The organism is Shewanella saliphila (genome assembly GCF_014648295.1).
GTDB classification, from domain to species: Bacteria; Pseudomonadota; Gammaproteobacteria; order Enterobacterales; family Shewanellaceae; genus Shewanella; species Shewanella saliphila.
In genome coordinates this window covers 1-22,820 of record NZ_BMQV01000043.1, presented here as the reverse complement: position 1 = coordinate 22,820, position 22,820 = coordinate 1, and the positions used below count along the sequence as shown (strand labels likewise).

The following is a 22,820-nucleotide window of genomic DNA, read 5'->3' as shown; positions in this document are numbered from 1 at the left end:
AACAATGTTGTTTAGGCATATTTAACGCAGTTTTTACCCGCTCTTTTGGCAACATATAATTGTTCATCTGCACGTGCTAATAAGGTGTCGGCATCATCGCCGGTTTGAATGGTTGCTACACCAATCGAGACCGTAATATGGCCTAAATTTTGTTTCTTTTCTTTACCTATCGATAATTGTTTAAGCGAAATACGTTCACGAATTTTTTCAGCCACATTAACCGCATCGGCTAACTTAGCATTAGGTAACATCACCACAAACTCTTCACCGCCATAACGCGCCACTAAGTCATCACCTTTTACCGTGTGCTTCATGGCTAATGCCACATAAGCCAGCACTTTGTCTCCAATCAAATGACCAAAGGTTTCGTTAAATTGTTTGAAATTATCAATATCTATCATCAACAAGCTGCACACGGTTTGCGTATCGGTAAACTTAGTCATTTGTTCAGCGGCAAACAATTCATAAGCGCGGCGATTATTGAGCGAGGTCAACTCATCGGTCATGGCCACCTTGCTTAAATTATCCATCTCGCTTTTAAGGTTGGCGATTTCATCAGACAGTGACACTAAGCTTTCAGACATGTGGCGGTTACTGGCAATCACTTGTTCCACTTCGGCAGCAATACTCATCACTAACAAGGTTAACTCATCAGAATTAGGGTTAGATTGCAGTTTTTGGTTAAACTCGCTTAAGTTGCCAGAAAAGTTTGCCGTGCCCTCGCCTAACTGCTCAATTTTATGGACCAAACTATTGATTAGGATTTGCGTTTCAATTTGGACGTTTTCGATGATTTCTGGCGAGCGTTCTTCAATAAAGCGATTATACAAACCCAGATTCACTTCTGGGGTAAACTTAACATCATTGGCAATTAAGCCATCGATAGCCCGTTTTAAATTGAGGTTGGTTTCGGCAAAATAATCAAACCAAATTGCATAGTTTTCAGGCGTAACCGGAATGGCTAACTCAGACATTTTAGGCAACACGAGGTGCAATATGTGCGAGGTTTGTTCTAAATTTTGATTATTGTGCATCGAAAACGATACCTTATGATAAAAACAATGTGTCAAAGGTTATCAGTATGTTATGTCATACTTATGATCTAAACTCAATTAGAGATGTTAATTTTAAGCAAACTTTTGTTTGAAAATAAATCCTTCAAAATAACCCTTTTGTCCGGCTCAATCGTTTAAGTCGTTATTCATACTCATTAAGGAAAGACCAACAATGCACACAACCATACGATGTAAGCCGCTACTCATGGCCACCAGTTTACTTCTCGCTAGCGTGTCATTGGCATGTCAGGCGACATCTAAACCCAATAACGACCCATTAAACGCAATATCCATTCAATCCAGCGTAATGAATGCTGAAAACTATCAGGCTCAAGCAGACACAAAAATGTATCCTGCACCTCAAGGCAACATGGTGCAGCACATCTTAACCCTGCCTAAGCTTAACAATGAGTCTGAATACTTAATTGAAATCCAGGTAGGTCAAAACAAACTGGTCGATTGCAACAAGGTAAAATTAATGGGCGAGATAGAAACAATGTCGCTTGACGGCTGGGGTTACCGCTATTATCAAGTGGACAGCATAATGCAAGGGCCAAGTACCCGAATGATGTGTACAGATGCCAAAACGGCTCAATTTGTAGTACTCAATGACAGCCTTACCCTGGCATACGATAGCCGCTTGCCAAAGGTATTTTATTTGCCTAAAGATGCTCAATTACGTTATCGCATTTGGCAAATAGCAAGTGACTTTGAATATAGCGGCCAATAACCCCCCTTATAGCGTGCAAAATGGCTATATTGGTCGTTATTGTTAAAGTGTATTCATTGAGATGGCTGTCGGGCCCTAAGCTGCCCGCAGCCAATATTGAAGATAAGCCAGTACTTGTCTAATGATCAAAAATAACAGAGGGCTTGTCTGCGAAATGACCTTAGCTGAGGTTGAGGTCAAGCTCCTAGTAGCGTCTTACCCGAACCACTTGCATGACTTCGATTTCAAATCCAGCCACGGATTCTTTAGCTGGATAATAAATGAGGTTGACCTTTTGGCCTTGCAAACTTTTAAAGCGTTTAGGGCGTTTGTACTTAAACGGTACATCGCAATCTTCTATCATCAAGGTTTGTAATACCCACTCACCCACTTCACGTTGGGTGTGGGACACCACAGTGACCCCTTCACTTTGAACTAAATTGGCGTGTTTTTTTAATAATGCTTCAGGAACGGGTTTCATGAATTCACCTTGTTAACAGCAGCCAGAATATCTTGGTATCGGTAAGCACTAAAACGGCCAAAGCCTTCGAATTGTTTGACTTTTAAACGGCTAAATCTTGGCATCACCATACCAGCAAGAAATTTAGCCTGTGTCGCAACAGTCACAGTGGGTAGCGATTTAGCCTGAGCCACTTGGTGTAATGGCGCAAGCAATGCAGCAACGTTAGCTGAGTCTGGTAATGGAGCTAACGCCTGTTTAGATAATACCGCAATTTGACCACGACAAACACTGCAATGACCACATGATTTCGGCGCGGCTTGATCGTCGAAGTATTCGGCCAGAGATGCACTTAAACAACTGTCGAGTTCAAAAAATGCCACCAGCTGGCTAATACGGACAATTTCTTTGCGCTCGTTATCATCAAAATAGTCGCTTATCTGCAAGCTTAATGCCTGTAACTGTGCAGGATTGGCGAGTGCCTGCTGATTAACGTTATACACCTGAGTGATTTTTTTAGTTTCAAGAATAATCAGCTGCTGCTCAGCTAAATACTCTAAAGCCGCCACAACACGTTGACGCTCGGCACCATATTGTTGGTACAAGCTGTCAAAATCTAACTGCCCCCAGATTTTTTTAAACTGAGTATGTTCAAATACCTGGTTTAAAAAAGCCTGACGCTCAGGATTAAAGCGGCTCAAAATAACCTGCTTATCTTCAACAAAGCGGTATTTAAAATCAGCAAAATACGCAAAACTTGGGCTAATAACCCCAAGTAGCTCTAATTGCACAAACAAGGTTTTTAACGGCAAGCTGCGAATGTTACAGGCAGTAGATAAAGGCAACTCTTGTACTTCCCAGCGGCCTTGGTCGGTTTCATCAGCAATAATCTCAAGCAATTGCTTGATACCTTCAGGCTCTGGCGTATCACCATAGACAAAATTTTCGACCGTATTAAGGCCATCTAGATTCGCCAATGTGACACAATAAGACAATTGGCCATCGCGCCCAGCTCGGCCGATCTCTTGACTGTAATTTTCAATCGATTTGGGCAAATCATAATGAATAACAAAACGGATATCGGACTTATCAATGCCCATGCCAAAAGCAATGGTCGCCACAATGACTTGCACCTGATTATTCATAAACTGTTGCTGAATACTTTGGCGCGCCTCCTGCTCCATACCAGCATGATATGCGCGAGCGTTAATCCCTTGATTCATTAATACTTGTGCCACATCTTCTGCCGTTTGTTGCAAAGTCACATACACAATGCCGGCACCCGTTTGCTCGTTGTTAGCATAATAATTAACGCAATCGACGAGTTGGTTATTTTTATCTTGCTGACTAACAGCCATTACCGACAGATCAAGATTAGCCCGATAAAAGCCAGTTTGAATAATTTGAGCTGGCGTTAAACCAAATCGCGAGGCCATATCGAGCTTAACTTGCGCCGTGGCCGTCGCGGTCAGTAACAGGGTTTGCGGGATAGAAAATGCCTGGCAAAATTGCGGTATTTTTAAATAATCAGGACGAAAGTTATGACCCCACTCAGAGATACAATGGGCTTCATCGACCACCATTAATGAAATCGGCACAGAATGTAAAAACTGCCTAAAGCGCTCATTCTTAAAACGCTCAACCGACACCATTAAAATCCGGGTGCGATTATCGCGCACATCTCGCATTACTTGCTGGGTTTGCTCATAAGTTAAACTTGAGTCAATACTGGCCGCAGCAATGCCTTTACTGGCTAAAAATGCCAATTGGTCTTTCATTAACGCTAATAAGGGTGAAATCACCAAGGTCAAATGAGGTAATTGCTGAGCACAAAATTGATAGCACAAAGACTTACCCGAGCCCGTAGGAAAAATCGCTAACGCAGACTGGCCACTTAAAATGGTTTCGATTACCGCTTGTTGGCCAGTTCTAAAGTGATCAAAGCCAAATTGCTGTTGTAATAATTGGTGTAGGCCTGCAGAGTCAACGCCTTGGTCTGTATCTGAGTATGGAGTCATGCTTGACATAGGTAATCCCGGTTCATGGTGATGAAACCCAACACATCATAGGGTTAAGCGAAAAGAAAATAAACGGCTTAAGGTACTGCTTTACGGGCGATGTATTGGTTAATCAGCTGGGTAAGCTTGTCTTCAAATTGCGCCTCAATCACATCAAGTTGCTGGTCAAACGACGCAACAAACTTAACCGCTTTGTCGTGAGACAACACTTTGCCTGCCAAACTGTATTGAAATTCAATGAGGGACTTATCAAAACGAGGCGCTAAAAACCACTGGCATATATCGGCATTTAAATGCACTAAAGCACGTTCAGCTAATTGGCAAAAAGTGACAATATGATCAACGCCATCAGGGCCTAAACACCCAGGTTCAAGACGATATAAAATCACCAATTTTGTCGCGCTGTATTGTGAACGGGTGTTGAGCAAGTCTTCCATAATGCGTGCTATACAGTCCTTATTAATAAAATGTACCAATATCGCGGTATCTAATTAGCATCCCGTAAAAGCGGCCAATATGCAAATATGGCCTGCGATTTAGTCTGTTTGTAGCTGGCTTGCCGTAAGCGCATCAGTAAAGGCATCAATATAATGTTCTATCGGCGTTAAAGTCTCTTTTGCACGGCGATTACGCCCAAGCAGTGATGATTCAACAAACAAATCAAACCAGGCAGAAAGCGCTAAGCCGTTTAGCGGTTCTTGGGCTGCGCTTAATGCTAATGATGCCACTTCAGCAGTGCCTAATTGAAAATCATGGCTGCCTTTACGCAGCGCATACGTCGCTAATGCTTCTGGTGCAAACGACAACACCGGCATTTGATGTAAATAAGGGCTTTTACGGTACATCTTAATGGCTTCCCGCCAGCTACCATCTAACATCACCAATAAAGGTGTTTTAACCTTGTCGCTGGGTTGTAATAACGATTGCGGCATAATTTGATTCACCACAGGTTGCTGATTTTCGATGTATTGCTGCGGAAACACTAAATAGGGTTGATAGTGTGGATCATCTAATAGTGCCAACATCTGTTGATCAGTGTTAGTACGAGTCCATAAAAAAGCATGAGTATCAGGAATTAAATCGGCAATTAAGCGGCCACTGTTAGTGGGTTTTAACACTTCATCATTGTACATAATCAACATAAAACTGACTTGGGTAGTCAAATATTGGCGATGTTTACAGGTACAAAATAATTCACCCAGCAAGCACAATTCACAGCGAATAAGCTTCTTACCCCGAGCGCCAAACGGTTTGGTTGACAGCGACTTACGGTATGCATGCAGGCGATGAACTGCATGTATAGGTGCTTTTGGGGTTTGACTAACAGCTTGGGTCATAAAAAACTCTGAAGTGAAAAAAATTCATCACCCTAAGGTGATGAATGTAGAATATTGATTATACACTGAGAATTATAGAATACGTCGCAATAAAAAGTCAGCTTTTAAACGGCGAATGCGGTTCATGATCTTTTTCACAGGTTTGGGGTATTTACGTAACGTATCGATTTGGCTGTAATGAAATAAGCGATCAGTGTGCAACAAGATATGTTGCTGTTCGGCAATAAACGACGCTTTCCAACTACCCGACTCATCATGTAGCAATAAACCATTTTCTAAATCTAATGCCCAGGCACGAGGGTTGAGGTTAGAACCTGTAATCAAGTGTTTACGGTTATCGGCACTGATACCTTTTAAATGGAAACTGTTAATACCGTCTTTCCATAAATGGATATTCAACTGGCCGTTTTCGATAGCCCACTGCTGACGTTTAGCAAATTTACGTAACGATTGCTCATACATGTAAGGCAATGCACCAATGGTCGAAAAATCTTGCTCTGGCGGAATATAAAAATCATTTGCCGTTTTGTCACCCACCACAATATCAATCTTTTTACCTGCGCGCAGGTGTTTGGCTAACGCCCTGCTCAACACGGCAGGAGGATTAAAATAGGGCGTACAAATAAACAAGTGCTCTTTAGATGTTTCAACCAGTTTAATCACGGTGTTATTCAATTGGTTCTTTTTACGACCTAAACCAATTAAAGGGGTAACCCGATTGCCAACGGTTGTAGATTGGTACTGATAAGTTGCCTGAGACAATCGATGTTTAAATGTTTTAACATCTTGTTTTTCAGGGTTGATCTCATTCGCAGCGGCATGACTCAACACACTCACAGCAGAGTCGTTGGTAATGTGTAGTTTAATCATGTCGCGCATACTGCGAGCTAATTCAGCGCTCTCAATTACGTGGTAACGGTCAAAACGGTATTTGTCATTTTGTTGCAGGTAAATGTTGTTAATGCTGGCGCCACTGTAAATCACTGCATCGTCAATAATAAAACCTTTGAGGTGCAACACCCCCATAAACTCACGTGACTTTACCGGTACACCCACAATATCAAATGGATGCTCAGCGTTAGCCATCAAGTTGCGATAAAGAATGTAATTGCCGCTGTCACCTTTATGGCCTATTAAGCCACGACGAGCACGATGGTAATCAACTAATACTTTGATGTCTAAATCTGGTTGGCGTGCTTTTGCGGCTAATAATGCATGCAATACTTCACGGCCAGCTTCATCGTCTTCGACGTATAATGCGGCAATATAAATTGAAGATGTTGCAGACTCAATTTTAGCTAATAAGGCTTGCTTAAAATCCTTAGGATTAAGTAACCAAGACACCGCATCAGCTTTTAGCGCAATACCACCTAGCTTATCCAGCAAGGCATCCTCCTTAAAATGAGTGATCATCGCAGTACAATGAGAAAAAATGAACAAACATCACAGGACAGGCTTCACTGTTGCACTTGTGATTTTTACCACTCATTGACTTCACTTTTTAATCAGCAACAAGTGAACCACCAATCAAAAATACTTTGTTGATGTGTCAACTTGGTTATCAATATTTTTTGCCCTTACAAACAACACCGAGTACCTAGGTCAATCAAAAAACACCGTAAAAGCGTGGTACTCGAATCGCATGTTCGTTTCAGCGCATAATTTAGCTGATAGAAATTACCGACTAACAAGGTGATGAGCAAGGTGTTTCTTACCTAAAGGTGCTTTTTGTGGCCTTCTTTGTATGAAAAATGGGCGATAGCGCTAAAATATTGTCAATCTGCTTGCTAAGCGACCAGCCTTACCACAGAGTGAATCGCTTAAAATGCGTACAATCTTCATGTTATAAATGAGTATTGTCTTAAACAGAAGCCAGTAAAAATGAGCGCGAATGACATCAGGAACTTTGCGTTAACGGTGAAAACCGCTGCTTCATGCTTACCAATTTCCAACACCAGTGAAATATTCACCTCATTAACAACAATATATTTTATTCACCAACGTCATAGCCATATCAGCGATTGCTTTGTTAAGCTAAAATAGATTTACACCATACTCTGATTAAACATAATCCTTCTTATATAAGTTGCAGGCCGATATGTATTTAGCGTTGTTAACGGCGTCACCCCGACCATTGTACAAGTATTTTGCAGGTTCAGTTTATGCATTAGCGCACCTAATGTTGGGCGTAGGTGTGTGGTGTGCTGTCCCCCATCAGGCAAGTGCTGAAATCATCATACCGCCGAGTTTAGCATCAAGCTCAACAACTCAAGCCCCTTCAGAGCTTGCTGCAACCCAATACCTTGACGATATGTTGCAGTTACTCAAGCCTGCCTATTCGCAATTAGGCATTAGCGTGTGGGACATGACCACTCAGCAAGCCGTGTTTAGTTACAATAACCAATCGCTTATGCAACCAGCCAGTATTCAAAAGCTGCTTACTGCACTTGCCGCGACAAAACAATTAGGCCAGGGATTTTACTATCAAACCCAACTGAGCACTTATGCCGAGCAGCCCATAGACAAACAGCAAGTGGTGAATGGAGTGTTTCAGGGGGATATTTACCTTGAGTTTAGTGGCGATCCCACTCTTGAATATCAAGACTTACAGCAGTTACTGACATCATTGAGTGACTTAGGGATCACTAAGCTCAATGGCGAAATTATTTTAGTCAGTGAGCAAGACAACCAATTGCAAGCTCCTGGCTGGGTTTGGGACGACTTAGGCATTTGTTATGCCGCGCCAATATCTCCATTTATTATTGATAAAAATTGTGTTTATGGCCGCTTATCAACCACAGGTTACGATAAAACCGCCAGTATCACTATGGTAGGTAAACGCCCTATTGAAATAACCAATGAAGCCTATTTTATTAATCCCGTGGTGGCGCAATCACAACATAAACTTGCACCGACAGGTTCGGTATACACTCAAGCCAATAGCCAACCAGCGTGTCAGTTAACCCTGAGCCGCTTTGACAGTAATCGATACCATCTCAGTGGCTGTCATGTAGGCGCAAAATCATTACCATTGGCCATTGCCATTACAGACCCAGCCCTTTATGCCAAAAACATTGTCGATAAACAATTAGCTAACCTTGGGATTGAGCACAAGGCTCCTATGGTGCTTAGCCGCAGCCAAATATCCCCTGCAACAGGGCAACGTTATGTGATTGCCAGCCATCACTCTGAAACCTTAATAGACCTGCTGTCGACCATGTTGTTAAAATCTGACAACTTGATCGCCGACAGCTTATTGAAGAAAGTCGGCGAAGCTTATTTTCAAGCCCCGAGTGACTTTGCTCGCAGTAGCCAGGCTATGAAAGCCATTTTGTACTCGCTAGGGATCGATTTAGCCGACGCCAATTTAGCCGATGGTTCAGGGTTGTCACGCTACAACTTACTTAGTGCAGAGCAAGTGTTAAGTGTATTAACAACGGTTTACCAGATGCCTGAATATCATTTTTTACTCGATACTTTGCCTGAGTCGGGTGTCAGCGGTACCTTACGTTATAAACGCTACTTTAATACATCGCCGTTAAAAAACCATGTGTTTGCCAAAACCGGCAGCATGTTAGGCGTGGCCAATTTAGCCGGCAGAGTCAAAGCCAGTAACGGCCATGATTATTTGTTTGTACTCATTGAAAATGGCTTAAGCCCACAAATTAAAAAACAACAAAAAGCACCTTTTTCGGCGGTGTTTTTACAAACTATGTTGGATGTGCCCATCAATTAATCGCCATTTACACTCAGGCTGTTGGCACAATAAAACTTCAATAATTTCAATCTAACACTGACAGATATAGACTGTTGCGCTAACATTGCCAGCAGTATGTAAACGTTAGTTGTAAATCGTGTGGAGATAATATGGATAAGCAAGTCAGTTCACGTGGTACCAAAGAAAAAGCCCTTCGTCTTAATTTAGATGAAAAGAAATACGGCACCATCGTTGAAATTGGTGCAGGCCAGGAAGTGGCACGTAACTTTTTTGTGGCAGGTGCAGCAGCCGGAACAATCGCTAAAACCATGTCTGCATACGATATGAAATTCTCTGACGCCATTTACGGCGTACAAGAAGACGGCCGCTATGTCAGCAAAGCCCGAGTCCTTGCGATGATGGAGCAAGAATTCGATTTAGTGGTTGACCGTGTCGGGGGCGTTCGTTCTAAATCTTCACGTTACTTTACTTACGCTGCGACCGTTTCAGCCAAAAGTTTCAACCGTAAAAATGAATGCCACGCCTGGTGTGGTGTGCGAATTCAAATGTACCCGGGGGCAGAACCGTCTAATATTATTGTCCATGTACGCATGTTTGACGATACCGCCGAAGCCCAACAACAGGCTTTGGGGATATTAGGAGTAAATCTGATTTACGCCAGTTACTATTATTTTGAAGACCCAAAAATGATTATCGACTCACTGAGCGATAATATGAAAGCCAATCGTATTGAAATTGATTGTATCGACTTTCAAGGGCCTTACTTTGAAGATGTTGATAATCAAGCCAAAAATATTCACCTTATTCGCAGCTGGAAAACCCGCGCGATTATGTTTAAAGCCGATGGCAGCGTTGCCGTACCGGCAGACATGCTGTACAAAAAGAATGTATTAACCATTCGTGGCTCGTTTAAACCGATTACTAAACTCAATGTAGATATGATTGAGCAAGGTTATAAAGCTTTTGCCACACAAGAAGGCGTAACAAATAAAAATACCGTATTAATTGCTGAAATATCCCTAAATGACTTACACGGTAAAGATGCCAATATGTCTGAAAAAGACATTATGGAGCGCGTTAAGTTGCTTAATTTATTGGGCTATAACGTGATGATCTCGGATTACACTCGTTACTTCTCATTACGGGCTTATTTCCGCCAGTATACCCAATTACAAATTGGTATTGTGGTGGGAATTGTTAATATTAAACAAATCTTTGACGAAGAATATTACCGCGGTATGGAAGGCGGTATTCTTGAAGCCTTTGGCAAGTTATTCCCCGATAACACCCGTTTATTTGTGTACCCTGAACGCGATGACAAAGGTGAAATAAACGATTTAAATACCCTTAGTGTGCCTAATAATCTGCGTTACTTATTCCGCCATGTGCTAGATAACGGTTTTATCACCAGCATTGAGTCGAGTAACCCCGAGTTGTTTAATATTTTTTCTAGAGAAATTTTACAACAAATTTGCCGTGGCCAAGGTGAATGGGTTGATACTGTACCCGAGCCGGTCAGTAAAGCCATTATGGAACACAAACTATTTGGTTATAGAGGCTAACTCAGGCTTTAGAATCGGATTAATACTATCAAAGTGCAGCATAGTTAACGCTATGCTGCATTGTTGTTTTAGGGCTGTAACTTAATCGACTAAATCGACTTAAATCCGTGCAAAAACGTTCATATTACACTATGGTCATTCTATTGTGGGTGTTCATTTTGCAACACGTTAAGCTTTCAATATCATTAGCTTATTTTCCTAATATATTCACCCGACCCTTGCTCATTTGTTGTACAGGAAAACTCTTTTGTTACAGATATTAGCCTTGTTAATGCTAGTGTTAGGAATTGGGTTACTGGTCTACAGCCTAAACTCTGTTGCCGAGATCTGTACAAAAGACAATAGCTTAGGCTGGCGAGTATTACGCTTACTGATTGTGTTTTTTATCATGGGATATCTCGGGGTATTTTATTATCTCTGCGAGCAGCCCGAGACAAAGACACCCGATATTATTTTTTGCATCATTATGCTCTTTGGTGGTGCCTTTGTGGTGTTAGTCACCCGCTTGAGTTTACTGAGCCTGATTAAAGTTGAAAAGCTAGTCATCAATGAACGTAACCTTGCGTTACACGACAGTTTAACAGGCCTACCAAACCGCAAATATTTAATGGCATCATTAGATAAGCTCTTTGCTGTAAACAAACCTTTTAGTTTATTGATGTTAGATTTAAACCGCTTTAAGCAAGTTAACGATGCACTGGGCCATTATTATGGTGATTTACTGCTTATTGAAGTGGGAAAAAGGATTAATGAAAAACTGCCACATAATGTTCAGTTATTTCGATTAGGCGGTGATGAGTTTGCCGCAGTTATCGGCCAATCTTCTCACTCTCAAGTCGACAGCACTATCGATGCGATTCAAAACGCACTCGACTCGGCATTTTTTATTGAAAACTATGAGCTTGGTTAACATGCTGATTTTAAATCAGTGTAAGTTCATTCTCTTTACCGAGTTCAGCTTAGGGCCTGTTGATCTTTCAAGGTTATTTTTGCAGCGAATTGTTGGCCATTACTCACATTTACAACTGCGCAGCAGAGACTTCGAGGTGTTGTTATTCTACATAAAAAGTCGATAACGCAGTAAAAATGGCCAACAAACGCGCCCGAAGGGTTCGGCTAAAAACGTTTTACTCTTTGTTGAAAGGATTTTGCTTAGATGACTAGACATCAATCCATTCGCCTCGATTAAAACGTTTTTAACTCGAACAAAATTTAAACAGCAAAGATCAACAGGCCCATATAAAACATGTAAAAAATTGTGTTCGCCTTTGCTAATGTAAATGTTTGTCATTTACAATCTCGCTCTTGAATATTGGCTACTCACACTGACACATAATCAGAAAACACGTTTCTCAATCAATTAGTCAATTGCTAAATAACCGCCTTGAAGCAATATCAATGTTGTACGGACTATCGACTAGGTCTTTTATGCACCTTATATCATCCATAGCGATTCTGCCTTACAGGCCTTACTGGCTAACCACACAATGCAAAAGCGAGTGTATCTTATGAGTGCTAATCAACCAATCAATGCACTAGATGGCGCAGTCAAAGCGAAACGAATATCGAGCATTGATATGATGCGCGGCGCGGTGATGTTGATTATGCTGCTTGATCATGTTCGTGAACGTTTTTACTTACACATGCAAGTGAGCGATCCCATGGATTTGAGCACCACTTCATGGGAATTGTTTATTAGCCGATTTGCCGCCCACTTTTGCGCCCCTGTATTTGTGTTTTTAACAGGGGTATCAGCCTGGTTATATGCCAACCGCAACCCGTTACAACCTCGTTCAGCACGTGAGTTTTTAATCAAACGGGGCCTGTTTTTAATCGGACTTGAAATAGTCGTGATCAATATTTCATGGATGGGCAACTATCACACCTTGTGGTTACAGGTCATATGGGTGATAGGCCTTAGCATGCTCACCTTGGCTGCGTTAATTAATTTACCGCGCCCTATCATGGCGCTATTAGGCTTTGCGATAGTATTTGGTCATAACCTATTAACCCCAATTCAGTTTATGCCCAATGAGTGGGGCTATACCTTATGGACGATTTTGCATGATCGGGGATATTTAATTGCCGATGGCGTGTTAAAAGTCAAAATAAGCTACCCCGCGCTACCTTGGGTGGGCGTGATTTTACTGGGTTATGCCGCAGGGCCAATATTTTCAAAATCGTCCATCGCCAGCAAACGCCAACGGCATTTACTTCAATTGGGTATTGGCTGCTTAGTACTATTTATCATTTTACGAGGCGGCAATATTTATGGTGAAACACTCCCTTGGCAGATGGGCAGCAATTTAGGTGAGACGTTAATGTCGGTATTTAACTTAACTAAGTACCCTCCTTCATTAAGCTTTTTATTGATAACCCTTGGGGTCATGTTTATCGGTTTAGTGGGCTTTGAGCGCTTAAACAATCAGGTTGGCCAGGTATTAATGACCTTTGGCTCGGTGCCCATGTTTTTCTATATTCTGCATTTATATGTATTGCTGCTCCTTTATAGCATCAGTAAATACGTATTCGGCACTAATCATGGTGAGCTGTTAGGCGTAGACAATATGGCTTGGGTTTGGCTAATCGCCTTAAGTTTAATCGCGCTTTTGTATTATCCAGTAAAGCAATTTAGTGCCTATAAACAAGCCAGTCAGCAAGCGTGGATTAAATATTTATAATTCCTCAAATCTCACCCCATGTGGTGCCAGAAATAACCGGCACCACATGTCTCACCTCTGCGCTTTTTATCTACATTCATTGACAAAGCTTTACCGTACATCCATAAATTTAATGATTTAGATCATAATTTTAGAAGAATTAAATCTTTAACCTCATTTATTCATAACTGTACTATGATTAATCAGTTTTTGTACTTTTTTGTATTAGCAAAACCGATTAAACAGATAGATAAATCTCGCTTTAATTTGTAAGCACAGTCAGTTAGCCTAAAAAAGTAATCCAATGATGCTTAACGTTTAAACTATTTTAGTGATAAAGGAACATCTCATGGAAAAAGCACAACACTCCCAAGGTAAATGCCCGGTAAACCACGGTGGCAATACAGCTGTCGCCAGCGATGTGATGGAATGGTGGCCGAACGCACTTAACCTCGATATTCTTCATCAACACGACAGTAAATCAGATCCAATGGATCCTAATTTCGATTATCGTGAAGCATTTAAATCATTAGACCTTGCTGCTGTAAAAAAAGATCTCACCGCATTAATGACCGAGAGCCAAGACTGGTGGCCTGCCGACTGGGGCCATTATGGCGGATTGATGATCCGTATGGCTTGGCACTCAGCCGGGACATACCGTATTGCAGATGGCCGTGGCGGTGCCGGCACTGGTAATCAACGTTTTGCTCCACTTAACAGCTGGCCCGATAACGGCAACCTCGATAAAGCTCGCCGTCTTTTATGGCCAATTAAAAAGAAATATGGCAACAAGCTATCATGGGCAGACTTAATCATTTTAGCCGGTACGGTTGCCTATGAATCTATGGGCTTAAAAACCTTTGGTTTTGCTGGTGGACGTGCAGATATCTGGCATCCAGAAAAAGACATTTACTGGGGCTCAGAAAAACAATGGCTCGCGCCAAGCGGCTCAGAAAACAGCCGATATTCAGGTGAGCGAGACCTTGAAAACCCACTCGCTGCGGTAATGATGGGCTTGATTTACGTTAACCCTGAGGGGGTTGATGGTAACCCTGATCCGCTTAAAACAGCACACGATATTCGCATTACTTTCGCGCGCATGGCAATGAATGACGAAGAAACCGTGGCATTAACAGCCGGTGGACACACAGTAGGTAAAGCACACGGTAATGGCCGTGCTGAAAACCTAGGCCCAGATCCAGAAGGTGCTGATATAGAAGAGCAAGGTTTAGGTTGGATAAACAAAACCAGCCGTGGAATTGGTCGTGACACAGTTACTAGTGGTATTGAAGGCGCATGGACCACAAACCCAACCCAATGGGATAACGGCTACTTTGAACTATTATTGAACTACGATTGGGAACTCACCAAAAGCCCTGCGGGTGCATGGCAATGGAAGGCTATCGATCTTAAAGAAGAACACAAGCCTGCAGACGTTGAAGACCCGTCAATAAAAGTTGAACCCATGATGACTGACGCCGATATGGCGATGAAAATGGATCCTGAATACCGTAAGATTTCAGAACGTTTTTACAAAGACCCAGCCTATTTCTCTGACGTATTTGCCCGCGCCTGGTTTAAGTTAACTCACCGTGACCTAGGACCAAAAGCACGTTACTTAGGCCCAGATGTACCAGCAGAAGAGTTAATTTGGCAAGACCCTGTACCACAAGTGGATTACAGCTTAACTGAGCAAGAAGTTAGCGACTTAAAAGCTAAAATCTTAGCGACGGGTTTATCTGTTGCTGAGTTAGTGGCTACCGCTTGGGACAGCGCCCGTACTTTCCGAGGTTCTGATTTCCGTGGTGGTGCAAATGGTGCGCGTATTCGTTTAGCACCACAAAAAGATTGGCAAGGTAATGAACCAGCAAGATTACAAAAAGTGCTTGCTGCACTCGCGAGCGTTCAAGCTGGTTTGAGTAAACCAGTAAGCATGGCAGACCTTATTGTTCTGGGCGGCACGGCGGCCGTTGAACAAGCAGCAAAAGCTGCTGGCGTTAACATTACTGTGCCATTTGCCGCTGGTCGTGGTGATGCTACGCAAGAGCAAACTGATGTTGAGTCATTTGACGTGTTAGAGCCATTACACGATGCTTATCGTAACTGGCAAAAGAAAGACTATGTCGTACAGCCAGAAGAGATGATGCTAGACCGTACCCAATTAATGGGCCTAACCGCACATGAAATGACAGTATTGGTTGGCGGCATGCGTGTACTAGGCACTAACTATGACAACACTCAACATGGGGTATTTACCGATAATGTTGGTGTGTTATCAAATGACTTTTTTGTTAATTTGACTGATATGTCTTATAGCTGGAAACCGGTCGGCACAAACCTGTACAACATTGTTGAACGTGGTACAGATAAAGTGAAGTGGACTGCAACCCGCGTTGATCTGGTCTTTGGCTCAAACTCTATTTTACGCTCGTACGCTGAAGTTTATGCGCAAGACGATGCAAAAGAGAAGTTTGTAAAAGACTTTGTTAAAGCATGGACTAAAGTGATGAATGCCGATCGATTCGATCTGGCCTAATCCGTTAGACATAAAAAAGCACTGATTATTCAGTGCTTTTTTATTTACGTTTTAAAAATCACTTCGAATCTTAACCTGCCCTAACCTAGCTAAATCAGCCTTAACCTTTTAAAGCCGAGTCAATCATGGTTTGCGCTTGGGCGATAATATCATCAAGATGTTGTTGGCTTACAAAGCTCTCTGCGTAGATTTTAAATAGCGCTTCGGTGCCAGACGGACGTGCTGCAAACCAGCCGTTTTCGGTAGTCACTTTAATCCCACCAATTGCCGCATTGTTTCCTGGTGCATGGCTTAAAATCGCAGTAATGGTTTCACCTGCAAGCTCAGTATCAGTAAAGCTTGCTGCATTGAGTAGTTCAAACTTCGCTTTTTTCTTAAGGCTTATTGGGCTATCAATACGGGTATAAAAGCTTTCGCCAAATTGATCGGTTAATTCTTTATAACGCTGCGCTGGAGTTTTACCGGTCACAGCTAAAATTTCAGCCGCAAGTAGCGCCAAAATAAAGCCATCCTTATCGGTACACCAGGTGCTGCCATCACGTTTTAAAAACGCCGCGCCGGCACTTTCTTCACCGCCAAAGGCAATCGTGCTTTGGGCTAAACCATCCACAAACCATTTAAAGCCGACTGGCACTTCTAAGCATTGACGGCCTAATGCAGCACAAACGCGATCTATCATTGCGCTAGAGACCAGCGTTTTACCTACCGATAATGATTCAGACCAGTGCGGACGATGAGTCATTAAATAATCAATGGCCACGGCTAAATAATGGTTAGGGTTCATTAAACCAAAGCCTGGGCACACAATACCGTGGCGGTCGTAGTCAGGGTCGTTACCAACACACAAATCATAGCTTTCACTGTGTGCTAGCAAACCTGCCATCGCATAAGGTGACGAGCAGTCCATACGGATTTTGCCGTCTTTATCCAGTGTCATAAAGCCAAAGGTTGGATCAACTTTGTCATTCACCAAGGTAATATCAAGGCCGTATTTTGCAGCGATTTGTTCCCAATAATAAATACCAGAGCCGCCTAATGGATCAACGCCTAAACGAATGTTGGCTTTTTTAATCGCCTCCATGTCAATCACTTCAGCCAGTGATTCAACATATGGCGCAATAAAATCAACTTCATCAATCCAACCCGATTGCACCGCCACACCATAATTAACCTTCTTAACGCCGCTTAATTGCTCAGCAAGATATTGGTTAGCTTTGGTTTCGATGACTTTGGTGATGTCACCTTCTGCAGGGCCGCCGTGCGGAGGATTGTATTTAATACCGCCGTCTTGTGGTGGATTATGTGACGGGGTAATAATCAATCCGTCTATCAACGCCGTGGGCTTACTGGCATTAGCACTCACAATAGCTTGCGACACCACAGGTGTTGGGGTAAATCCATCCTCTTTTTGGATGAGTATTTTAACTTGGTTCGCGGTCAGCACTTCAACTACCGACATAAATGCCGCATATGACAATGCATGAGTATCAAAACCGACAATCATAGGGCCGGTAATGCCCGCAGATTGACGATAATCCACTACCGCTTGGGCAATAGCCCAAATGTGATTTTGATTAAAACTGGCGTTAAAAGCACTGCCACGGTGACCTGATGTACCAAATGTCACTTTTTGCTGCACATCTTCCACATTGGGAATAATGCGATAATAGTGACTCATCAATTTAGGAATATTCACTAAATCCGTTTGTAATGCTTGCTGTCCTGCGCGTTGATGAATGGCCACAACTGGTCTCCTACGAGTAAATGAAAATGGATGACAAACTTAAAAAACCTTAAATATAGTCTGCAATAGTGCGGGCATATTCACTGTCACAACCTAAATGTTCCAATACCTCGATAAAAATGTTTTGTTTTTTGGCGGTATTATTATTGGTTGTGACCCAAAATCCGCTAGCACCGATTTCTTTTGGGTTCGATGATTGGCTTGAGTCCAATAACGCTTGTTTTGATCGGGCAAAATACAAACGACCTTTACCTTGAATGTCGAGCACTTTATTAAAGTCGCTGCCAGTTGCCGCCTGTAAATTACCCAGTAACCACATAAAACGGCCAACAGCGCCTTTTTGTTGAGCTAATAAATGTTCATTAACAATCGATTTAAAGTCAATCTCAGTTGCGCTTTGTTCAATATGAGCCACAACTTCAGGTTGAGCTTGTACTGCCATGACTTTTTCGACTGCAGCTTTGGCCTGATTAAATAACTCACTACGTTGAGATTCTGCTTCTGTTGTTTCTGCCGATTCAGCTTCAAGGCTTGGTTCGCTGATCGCTTCCGGTAAATCAACCTCTACGCTTTCCACTGATAAATGCAATAATCGACGTAAAATATCAGAAGCACTCTCACCAATACGTTCCGTTTTACTGGCAATAAAACGATAAAGTTCTTCATCAATTTCAATGTATTTCATCAGAGTCATCCTTATTCTTCTATTTGTCTTAGGCTTAACGTCAGTGCGTAACACGTTAAACAGGTGATCGCCGATCAAAATAATTCCGTGCGATCAAAAAGTATGGCTTCAGTGTAAGCCAAGCATAACCTACTAATAAAGTGGCAAAATCATTTAATGGCACATATTCATAAAAAATTCGCATCTCACGTTTAAATTTACAGCAAAATTGATGTCATCGGTCATCAAAACTTGATTTGCTGTGTGCATTATCGCAAAATTCGGCCCCATTGTTTGATGTCACGAGTTTATCGCACTATGCATTATGTCTCTCACGGCCAAGGTGAAACAGTCCTGCTTATTCATGGCCTATTTGGTAACTTAGATAACTTGAAAAACCTTGCCAGTGTACTGGAAAAAAACCATCAGGTTATTCGGGTCGATGTGCCCAATCACGGCCTAAGTGAGCATTGGGACACGATGGACTACCCAACACTTGCCAATGCTATGGTGGCATTACTTGATCAACTCAGCATTGATAGTGCCCACATTGTCGGCCATTCGATGGGCGGAAAAATCGCCATGGCCATGGCGTTATTCCATCCGACTCGGGTAAAAAGCTTGGTGGTTGCCGATATTGCTCCGGTCGCTTATGAGCCGCGCCACCAAACCGTGTTTGCGGCGTTAACCAGTTTAGTCTTTGACGAACATACCAGCCGTAAGTCGGCATTGGCTCATCTACTGGCCAATGGCATAGATGAAGGTACCGCGCAGTTTTTGCTTAAAAACTTGCAGCGAACCGACACCGGCTTTGAATGGAAGATGAATCTTGATGGTCTAATTCATTGTTACCCGCGTATCATTGGTTGGGATTTGCCCGTAAACGCTGATGTGCATTTTGACAAGCCAACCTTGTTTATACGCGGTGGTGACTCAAACTATGTTACCGCTGAGCACCGTGATGAAATTGTCCGTCAATTTCCTCAAGTAACGGCAAAAACCTTAAATGGCACAGGTCATTGGTTGCATGCTCAAAAGCCTGAGATATTCAATCGTATCGTGGCTGAGTTTATTGAACAAAACCAAGGGTAAATTTTAATTATTTACCCTTTTGCACATACCCAATTCTGACACGATGTGATATATTCGCGCCCTCTTTTCGCCAGACATGACTAAAGCGAAGGTAGAAATATGTTAAATCAGTACATGGATCAAATTGAAGCCGTTGGTTTGAACTTGTTTTTTGCTGCGATATTCTTTTTTATCGGTATGGCAATCCATGATGTGCTTAAACAAGGTAATGTCCCTAAGTTTGGTCGATATATTGTTTGGGCAGTGTTATTTCTCGGCTGTGCCGGGTTTATTGCAAAAGGTATTATACAGATGACCTGGGAAGGCTCTGGGATCGGTTAAAATACAATGGCAAAAGAAACAACAGATAGAACGACTATTGACCTTTTTGCCAGTGAAACACGCCGCGGGCGTCCGAGAAGTAACCCACTTTCTCGGGAACAGCAAGTAAAGATCAATAAGCGAAACCAAATTCAGCGTGATCGCGCTAACGGTTTAAAGCGAATAGAGTTAAAAGTGTCACAAGATTTATATGATGCCTTGAACCAACAAGCTTTGGACAGTAACATCAGTCGTAGCCAGTTAATCGAATTTATTCTGCAACAGCAACTCGACAACTGAGACGTTTTTCGAACATCGCACAACGCGAACTAGATATTTAAAGGATAGACAATGGCAACTGTAGGTCTTTTTTTCGGTAGCGACACAGGTAACACCGAAGCTGTAGCCAAAATGATCCAGAAAAAACTGGGTAAAAGCATGCTCGATGTTAAAGACATCGCTAAGAGCACTAAAGAGCAAATCGCTGAATACGACTTGCTTATGTTTGGCATTCCAACCTGGTATTACGGCGAAGCACAGTGCGATTGGGATGATTTTTTCCCTGAGCTTGAGCAAATCGACTTTACCGATAAGTTAGTGGCTATTTTTGGTTGTGGTGACCAAGAAGACTACGCAGAATACTTCCTTGATGCCATGGGCATGGTACGCGACATCGTTGAAGCTCGCGGTGGTATTATCATTGGCCACTGGCCTTCTGAAAGCTATGACTTTGAAGCTTCTAAAGGCATGGTAGACGACAATCACTTTGTCGGTTTAGGTATCGACGAAGACCGTCAACCAGAACTGACCGAAGAACGTGTTGATGCATGGGTTAAGCAAATTTACGAAGAAATGTGTTTAGCTGAATTAGCTGACTAATATTATCTGTTAATACTGTCACCTAATACTGACAAAAAGCGGCGTTGAGCCGCTTTTTTAGTATTGGCTATATAAGATTACTCATAATGACTATGCCAGCAACTGAGCACCATACATTAGCTAAACACTGGGACATCTTCTGCACCGTAGTCGATAACTATGGCGACATCGGCGTCACCTGGCGTTTAGCCAAACAGCTTGCCGCTGAATACCAGATCACCGTGCATTTATGGGTAGATGACCTACACAGCTTTTCGCATATTTTACCCAGTCTAGACCCTGCTCTACGTCGACAATCCTTTAGTGGCGTGAATATATTTCAATGGAATAACCCTTTGGATATAGACTATATAGCCGGACAAGTGGTTATTGAAGCCTTTGCTTGTGAATTACCCGAACAAGTAAAATCAGTCATCGATAAACTGCACAAGCAACCACAAAGTACAGTTCCCCATTGGTTAAACCTAGAGTATTTAAGCGCCGAAGATTGGGTAGAAGGCTGCCACGGTTTACCGTCAACTCAAGCTAATGGGGTAAAAAAATGGTTTTACTTCCCAGGGTTTAGTGACAAAACCGGCGGATTAATTTGTGAGCAACAATTGTTTGTTGAGCGCGATAACTGGCAAGCTAATCCCAATAATAAAATGGCCTTATTTAGCCAACTTGGTTTAAGTGGCATTGAGCCTGATGACACTGTCATCAGCGTGTTTAGTTACGAAACCGCAGCACTCAACGCATTAGTCAAACAATGGCAACACGCAACTCAAGCAATGCATGTGCTTATCCCTAAAGGTCGAAGTTTACACAGCTTAACAGAGTTTCTGCCCTGCACTGTCAGTGAGCTAATACCAGGGCAACAGATCAAGTTAGGCCAACTCATATTGCATATTTTACCCATGACCGATCAGACAGGCTTTGATCGCTTGCTATGGAGCTGTGATTTTAATATTGTGCGAGGAGAAGATTCATTTTTGCGGGCCCAATGGGCAGCCAAACCTTTCATTTGGCACATCTATCCGCAAGAAGATGATTATCATCTCATAAAATTACAAGCTTTTATGCGGATTTACTGCGATAATCTCGCAGCACAAATCGCAGCAACCTGGGCTGAGGTGAATTTGGCCTTCAATCAAGGGGATGCAAACGCCGTGGTTAACCACTGGCAGCAATTGAATTCTGTTATTTTGCCATTACAGCAACATGCGATTAATTGGCCAAATAACGCGTTAAATGATGCAGATCTTGCGAGTCGACTAGTTCAATTCGTTAAAAATAGCTAAGATACTGCTCTGTAAATATAAAAAGTCCATATATATAGGAAATAGTACAATGAAAACTGCTCATGAAATCCGTCCTGGCAACGTGATCATGTTAGATGGCAGCCCATGGGTTGTTCAGAAAACTGAAACAACTCGTTCTGGCCGTAATGCTGCAATCGTTAAGTTAAAATTAAAAAACTTATTGCTTGATTCTGGCACTGAACAAACCTTCAAAGGCGAAGACAAGTTAGAAGACATCATTTTAGAACGTCTTGATTGTACTTACTCTTACTTTGCTGATCCTATGTATGTATTTATGGATGAAGAGTACAACCAGTATGACGTTGAAGCTGACAACCTAGGTGATTCAGCTGCATACATCGTTGATGGCATGGAAGATCAGTGTCAAGTGACTTTCTACAACGACAAAGCGATTTCAGTTGAATTACCAGTACACATCGTACGTGAAGTTATCTACACTGAGCCTTCTGCTCGTGGCGACACTTCAGGTAAAGTAATGAAGCCAGCGACCATCACTGGTGGCGGTACTGTTACAGTGGCTGACTTCGTTAAAGTGGGCGACAAAATTGAAATTGACACTCGCACAGGCGAGTTCAAAAAGCGCGTTTAATCGCCAGTTAATTTGAGTTTCAGCTTAAATAGCCATAACTCAAGTAAACTCTTTAAAAGCCAGCATACGTGCTAATGCCGATCGTTTAAGCGACTTGAACGATCTTTTCTAGGCTTCATAATCGGTCTTAGATTTATTTCTGAGGCCGATTTTTTTATGTCTGAATTTTCTCTAGAGTTACAAGCGACTGCTGAAT

At 42.3% G+C, this 22,820-nt stretch carries 20 protein-coding genes; 12 read left to right on the top strand and 8 right to left on the bottom strand.

Translation table 11 applies throughout. The features are described 5' to 3' along the window. Window positions 1–11: 11 nt before the first annotated feature. Window positions 12–1,034 (bottom strand): GGDEF domain-containing protein, encoded by a 1,023-nt coding sequence (locus IEY48_RS16615; RefSeq protein ID WP_188922338.1) that lies wholly within the window; start codon window positions 1,032–1,034, stop codon window positions 12–14. A 193-nt stretch (window positions 1,035–1,227) separates the two neighbouring features. On the opposite strand from IEY48_RS16615, the gene eco reads away from it, so the two are divergent. Then, a complete protein-coding gene (eco, locus tag IEY48_RS16610) occupies window positions 1,228–1,785 on the top strand; it encodes a serine protease inhibitor ecotin (protein ID WP_188922336.1) in 558 nt (185 codons plus the stop codon). Window positions 1,786–1,969: 184 nt separating this feature from the next. Here eco and IEY48_RS16605 read toward each other — a convergent pair whose 3' ends face one another. The 5 genes from IEY48_RS16605 to pssA form a co-directional block, all read right to left on the bottom strand. Continuing rightward, window positions 1,970–2,245, bottom strand: a complete 276-nt coding sequence (locus tag IEY48_RS16605; RefSeq protein ID WP_188922334.1) for a hypothetical protein — start codon at window positions 2,243–2,245, stop codon at window positions 1,970–1,972. Further along, window positions 2,242–4,242, bottom strand: a complete 2,001-nt coding sequence (locus IEY48_RS16600) for a RecQ family ATP-dependent DNA helicase (RefSeq protein WP_188922365.1) — start codon at window positions 4,240–4,242, stop codon at window positions 2,242–2,244. The genes IEY48_RS16605 and IEY48_RS16600 overlap by 4 nt, the downstream gene beginning before the upstream one ends. Before the next feature lie 77 nt (window positions 4,243–4,319). Further along, the gene (locus tag IEY48_RS16595; RefSeq protein WP_188922333.1) at window positions 4,320–4,679 is read right to left on the bottom strand and encodes a hypothetical protein; all 360 of its coding nucleotides are present in this window, start codon (window positions 4,677–4,679) and stop codon (window positions 4,320–4,322) included. Window positions 4,680–4,778: 99 nt separating this feature from the next. Continuing rightward, complete coding sequence (locus IEY48_RS16590; protein ID WP_188922331.1) at window positions 4,779–5,579, bottom strand: tRNA-uridine aminocarboxypropyltransferase; 801 nt, start codon at window positions 5,577–5,579, stop codon at window positions 4,779–4,781. A gap of 72 nt (window positions 5,580–5,651) precedes the next feature. Next, window positions 5,652–6,992: a CDP-diacylglycerol--serine O-phosphatidyltransferase gene (gene pssA / locus IEY48_RS16585; RefSeq protein WP_188922329.1), complete on the bottom strand. Its 1,341-nt coding sequence runs from the start codon at window positions 6,990–6,992 to the stop codon at window positions 5,652–5,654. 685 nt (window positions 6,993–7,677) lie between these two features. On the opposite strand from pssA, the gene dacB reads away from it, so the two are divergent. The 5 genes from dacB to katG all read left to right on the top strand — a co-directional run bounded on the left by dacB (window position 7,678) and on the right by katG (window position 16,055). Next, window positions 7,678–9,315, top strand: coding sequence for a D-alanyl-D-alanine carboxypeptidase/D-alanyl-D-alanine endopeptidase (gene dacB / locus IEY48_RS16580; RefSeq protein WP_188922327.1), 1,638 nt, complete (start codon window positions 7,678–7,680; stop codon window positions 9,313–9,315). Between the two features lie 131 nt (window positions 9,316–9,446). Next, window positions 9,447–10,859, top strand: a complete 1,413-nt coding sequence (locus IEY48_RS16575; RefSeq protein ID WP_188922325.1) for a TonB-dependent receptor — start codon at window positions 9,447–9,449, stop codon at window positions 10,857–10,859. A gap of 247 nt (window positions 10,860–11,106) precedes the next feature. Next, a complete protein-coding gene (locus IEY48_RS16570) occupies window positions 11,107–11,769 on the top strand; it encodes a GGDEF domain-containing protein (protein WP_188922323.1) in 663 nt (220 codons plus the stop codon). A 598-nt stretch (window positions 11,770–12,367) separates the two neighbouring features. Continuing rightward, entirely contained in the window at window positions 12,368–13,540 is a 1,173-nt protein-coding gene (locus IEY48_RS16565) for an acetyltransferase domain-containing protein (protein ID WP_229786534.1), read from the top strand. A 328-nt stretch (window positions 13,541–13,868) separates the two neighbouring features. Next, window positions 13,869–16,055 (top strand): catalase/peroxidase HPI, encoded by a 2,187-nt coding sequence (gene katG / locus IEY48_RS16560; RefSeq protein WP_188922319.1) that lies wholly within the window; start codon window positions 13,869–13,871, stop codon window positions 16,053–16,055. A 100-nt stretch (window positions 16,056–16,155) separates the two neighbouring features. Here katG and pgm read toward each other — a convergent pair whose 3' ends face one another. Together pgm and seqA are read right to left on the bottom strand one after the other, a co-directional pair. After that, window positions 16,156–17,799 (bottom strand): phosphoglucomutase (alpha-D-glucose-1,6-bisphosphate-dependent), encoded by a 1,644-nt coding sequence (gene pgm / locus IEY48_RS16555; RefSeq protein WP_188922317.1) that lies wholly within the window; start codon window positions 17,797–17,799, stop codon window positions 16,156–16,158. Between the two features lie 49 nt (window positions 17,800–17,848). After that, a complete protein-coding gene (gene seqA / locus IEY48_RS16550; RefSeq protein ID WP_188922315.1) occupies window positions 17,849–18,484 on the bottom strand; it encodes a replication initiation negative regulator SeqA in 636 nt (211 codons plus the stop codon). A gap of 297 nt (window positions 18,485–18,781) precedes the next feature. Between seqA and IEY48_RS16545 the strand changes: the two genes are divergently transcribed. From IEY48_RS16545 to efp, 6 genes are all read left to right on the top strand, one after another. Further along, a complete protein-coding gene (locus IEY48_RS16545; protein WP_188922314.1) occupies window positions 18,782–19,555 on the top strand; it encodes an alpha/beta fold hydrolase in 774 nt (257 codons plus the stop codon). A gap of 99 nt (window positions 19,556–19,654) precedes the next feature. Continuing rightward, entirely contained in the window at window positions 19,655–19,876 is a 222-nt protein-coding gene (locus IEY48_RS16540; protein WP_188739696.1) for a DUF2788 domain-containing protein, read from the top strand. Between the two features lie 6 nt (window positions 19,877–19,882). Further along, window positions 19,883–20,155, top strand: coding sequence for a LexA regulated protein (ybfE, locus tag IEY48_RS16535; protein ID WP_188922312.1), 273 nt, complete (start codon window positions 19,883–19,885; stop codon window positions 20,153–20,155). Between the two features lie 51 nt (window positions 20,156–20,206). Next, window positions 20,207–20,734: a flavodoxin FldA gene (gene fldA, locus IEY48_RS16530; RefSeq protein ID WP_188922309.1), complete on the top strand. Its 528-nt coding sequence runs from the start codon at window positions 20,207–20,209 to the stop codon at window positions 20,732–20,734. Between the two features lie 86 nt (window positions 20,735–20,820). Next, window positions 20,821–22,014, top strand: a complete 1,194-nt coding sequence (earP, locus tag IEY48_RS16525) for an elongation factor P maturation arginine rhamnosyltransferase EarP (RefSeq protein WP_373293750.1) — start codon at window positions 20,821–20,823, stop codon at window positions 22,012–22,014. Between the two features lie 49 nt (window positions 22,015–22,063). Then, window positions 22,064–22,624, top strand: coding sequence for an elongation factor P (gene efp / locus IEY48_RS16520; protein ID WP_188922307.1), 561 nt, complete (start codon window positions 22,064–22,066; stop codon window positions 22,622–22,624). Window positions 22,625–22,820: the final 196 nt, after the last annotated feature.

Excerpts from the sequence above, each read along its gene's own strand:
- IEY48_RS16615 (WP_188922338.1), bottom strand. The coding sequence starts at position 1,034 with ATGCACAATAATCAAAATTTAGAACAAACCTCGCACATATTGCACCTC.
- eco (WP_188922336.1), top strand. The coding sequence starts at position 1,228 with ATGCACACAACCATACGATGTAAGCCGCTACTCATGGCCACCAGTTTA.
- IEY48_RS16605 (WP_188922334.1), bottom strand. The coding sequence starts at position 2,245 with ATGAAACCCGTTCCTGAAGCATTATTAAAAAAACACGCCAATTTAGTT.
- IEY48_RS16600 (WP_188922365.1), bottom strand. The coding sequence starts at position 4,242 with ATGACTCCATACTCAGATACAGACCAAGGCGTTGACTCTGCAGGCCTA.
- IEY48_RS16595 (WP_188922333.1), bottom strand. The coding sequence starts at position 4,679 with ATGGAAGACTTGCTCAACACCCGTTCACAATACAGCGCGACAAAATTG.
- IEY48_RS16590 (WP_188922331.1), bottom strand. The coding sequence starts at position 5,579 with ATGACCCAAGCTGTTAGTCAAACCCCAAAAGCACCTATACATGCAGTT.
- pssA (WP_188922329.1), bottom strand. The coding sequence starts at position 6,992 with ATGATCACTCATTTTAAGGAGGATGCCTTGCTGGATAAGCTAGGTGGT.
- dacB (WP_188922327.1), top strand. The coding sequence starts at position 7,678 with ATGTATTTAGCGTTGTTAACGGCGTCACCCCGACCATTGTACAAGTAT.
- IEY48_RS16575 (WP_188922325.1), top strand. The coding sequence starts at position 9,447 with ATGGATAAGCAAGTCAGTTCACGTGGTACCAAAGAAAAAGCCCTTCGT.
- IEY48_RS16565 (WP_229786534.1), top strand. The coding sequence starts at position 12,368 with ATGAGTGCTAATCAACCAATCAATGCACTAGATGGCGCAGTCAAAGCG.
- katG (WP_188922319.1), top strand. The coding sequence starts at position 13,869 with ATGGAAAAAGCACAACACTCCCAAGGTAAATGCCCGGTAAACCACGGT.
- seqA (WP_188922315.1), bottom strand. The coding sequence starts at position 18,484 with ATGAAATACATTGAAATTGATGAAGAACTTTATCGTTTTATTGCCAGT.
- IEY48_RS16545 (WP_188922314.1), top strand. The coding sequence starts at position 18,782 with ATGCATTATGTCTCTCACGGCCAAGGTGAAACAGTCCTGCTTATTCAT.
- IEY48_RS16540 (WP_188739696.1), top strand. The coding sequence starts at position 19,655 with ATGTTAAATCAGTACATGGATCAAATTGAAGCCGTTGGTTTGAACTTG.
- ybfE (WP_188922312.1), top strand. The coding sequence starts at position 19,883 with ATGGCAAAAGAAACAACAGATAGAACGACTATTGACCTTTTTGCCAGT.
- fldA (WP_188922309.1), top strand. The coding sequence starts at position 20,207 with ATGGCAACTGTAGGTCTTTTTTTCGGTAGCGACACAGGTAACACCGAA.
- earP (WP_373293750.1), top strand. The coding sequence starts at position 20,821 with ATGACTATGCCAGCAACTGAGCACCATACATTAGCTAAACACTGGGAC.
- efp (WP_188922307.1), top strand. The coding sequence starts at position 22,064 with ATGAAAACTGCTCATGAAATCCGTCCTGGCAACGTGATCATGTTAGAT.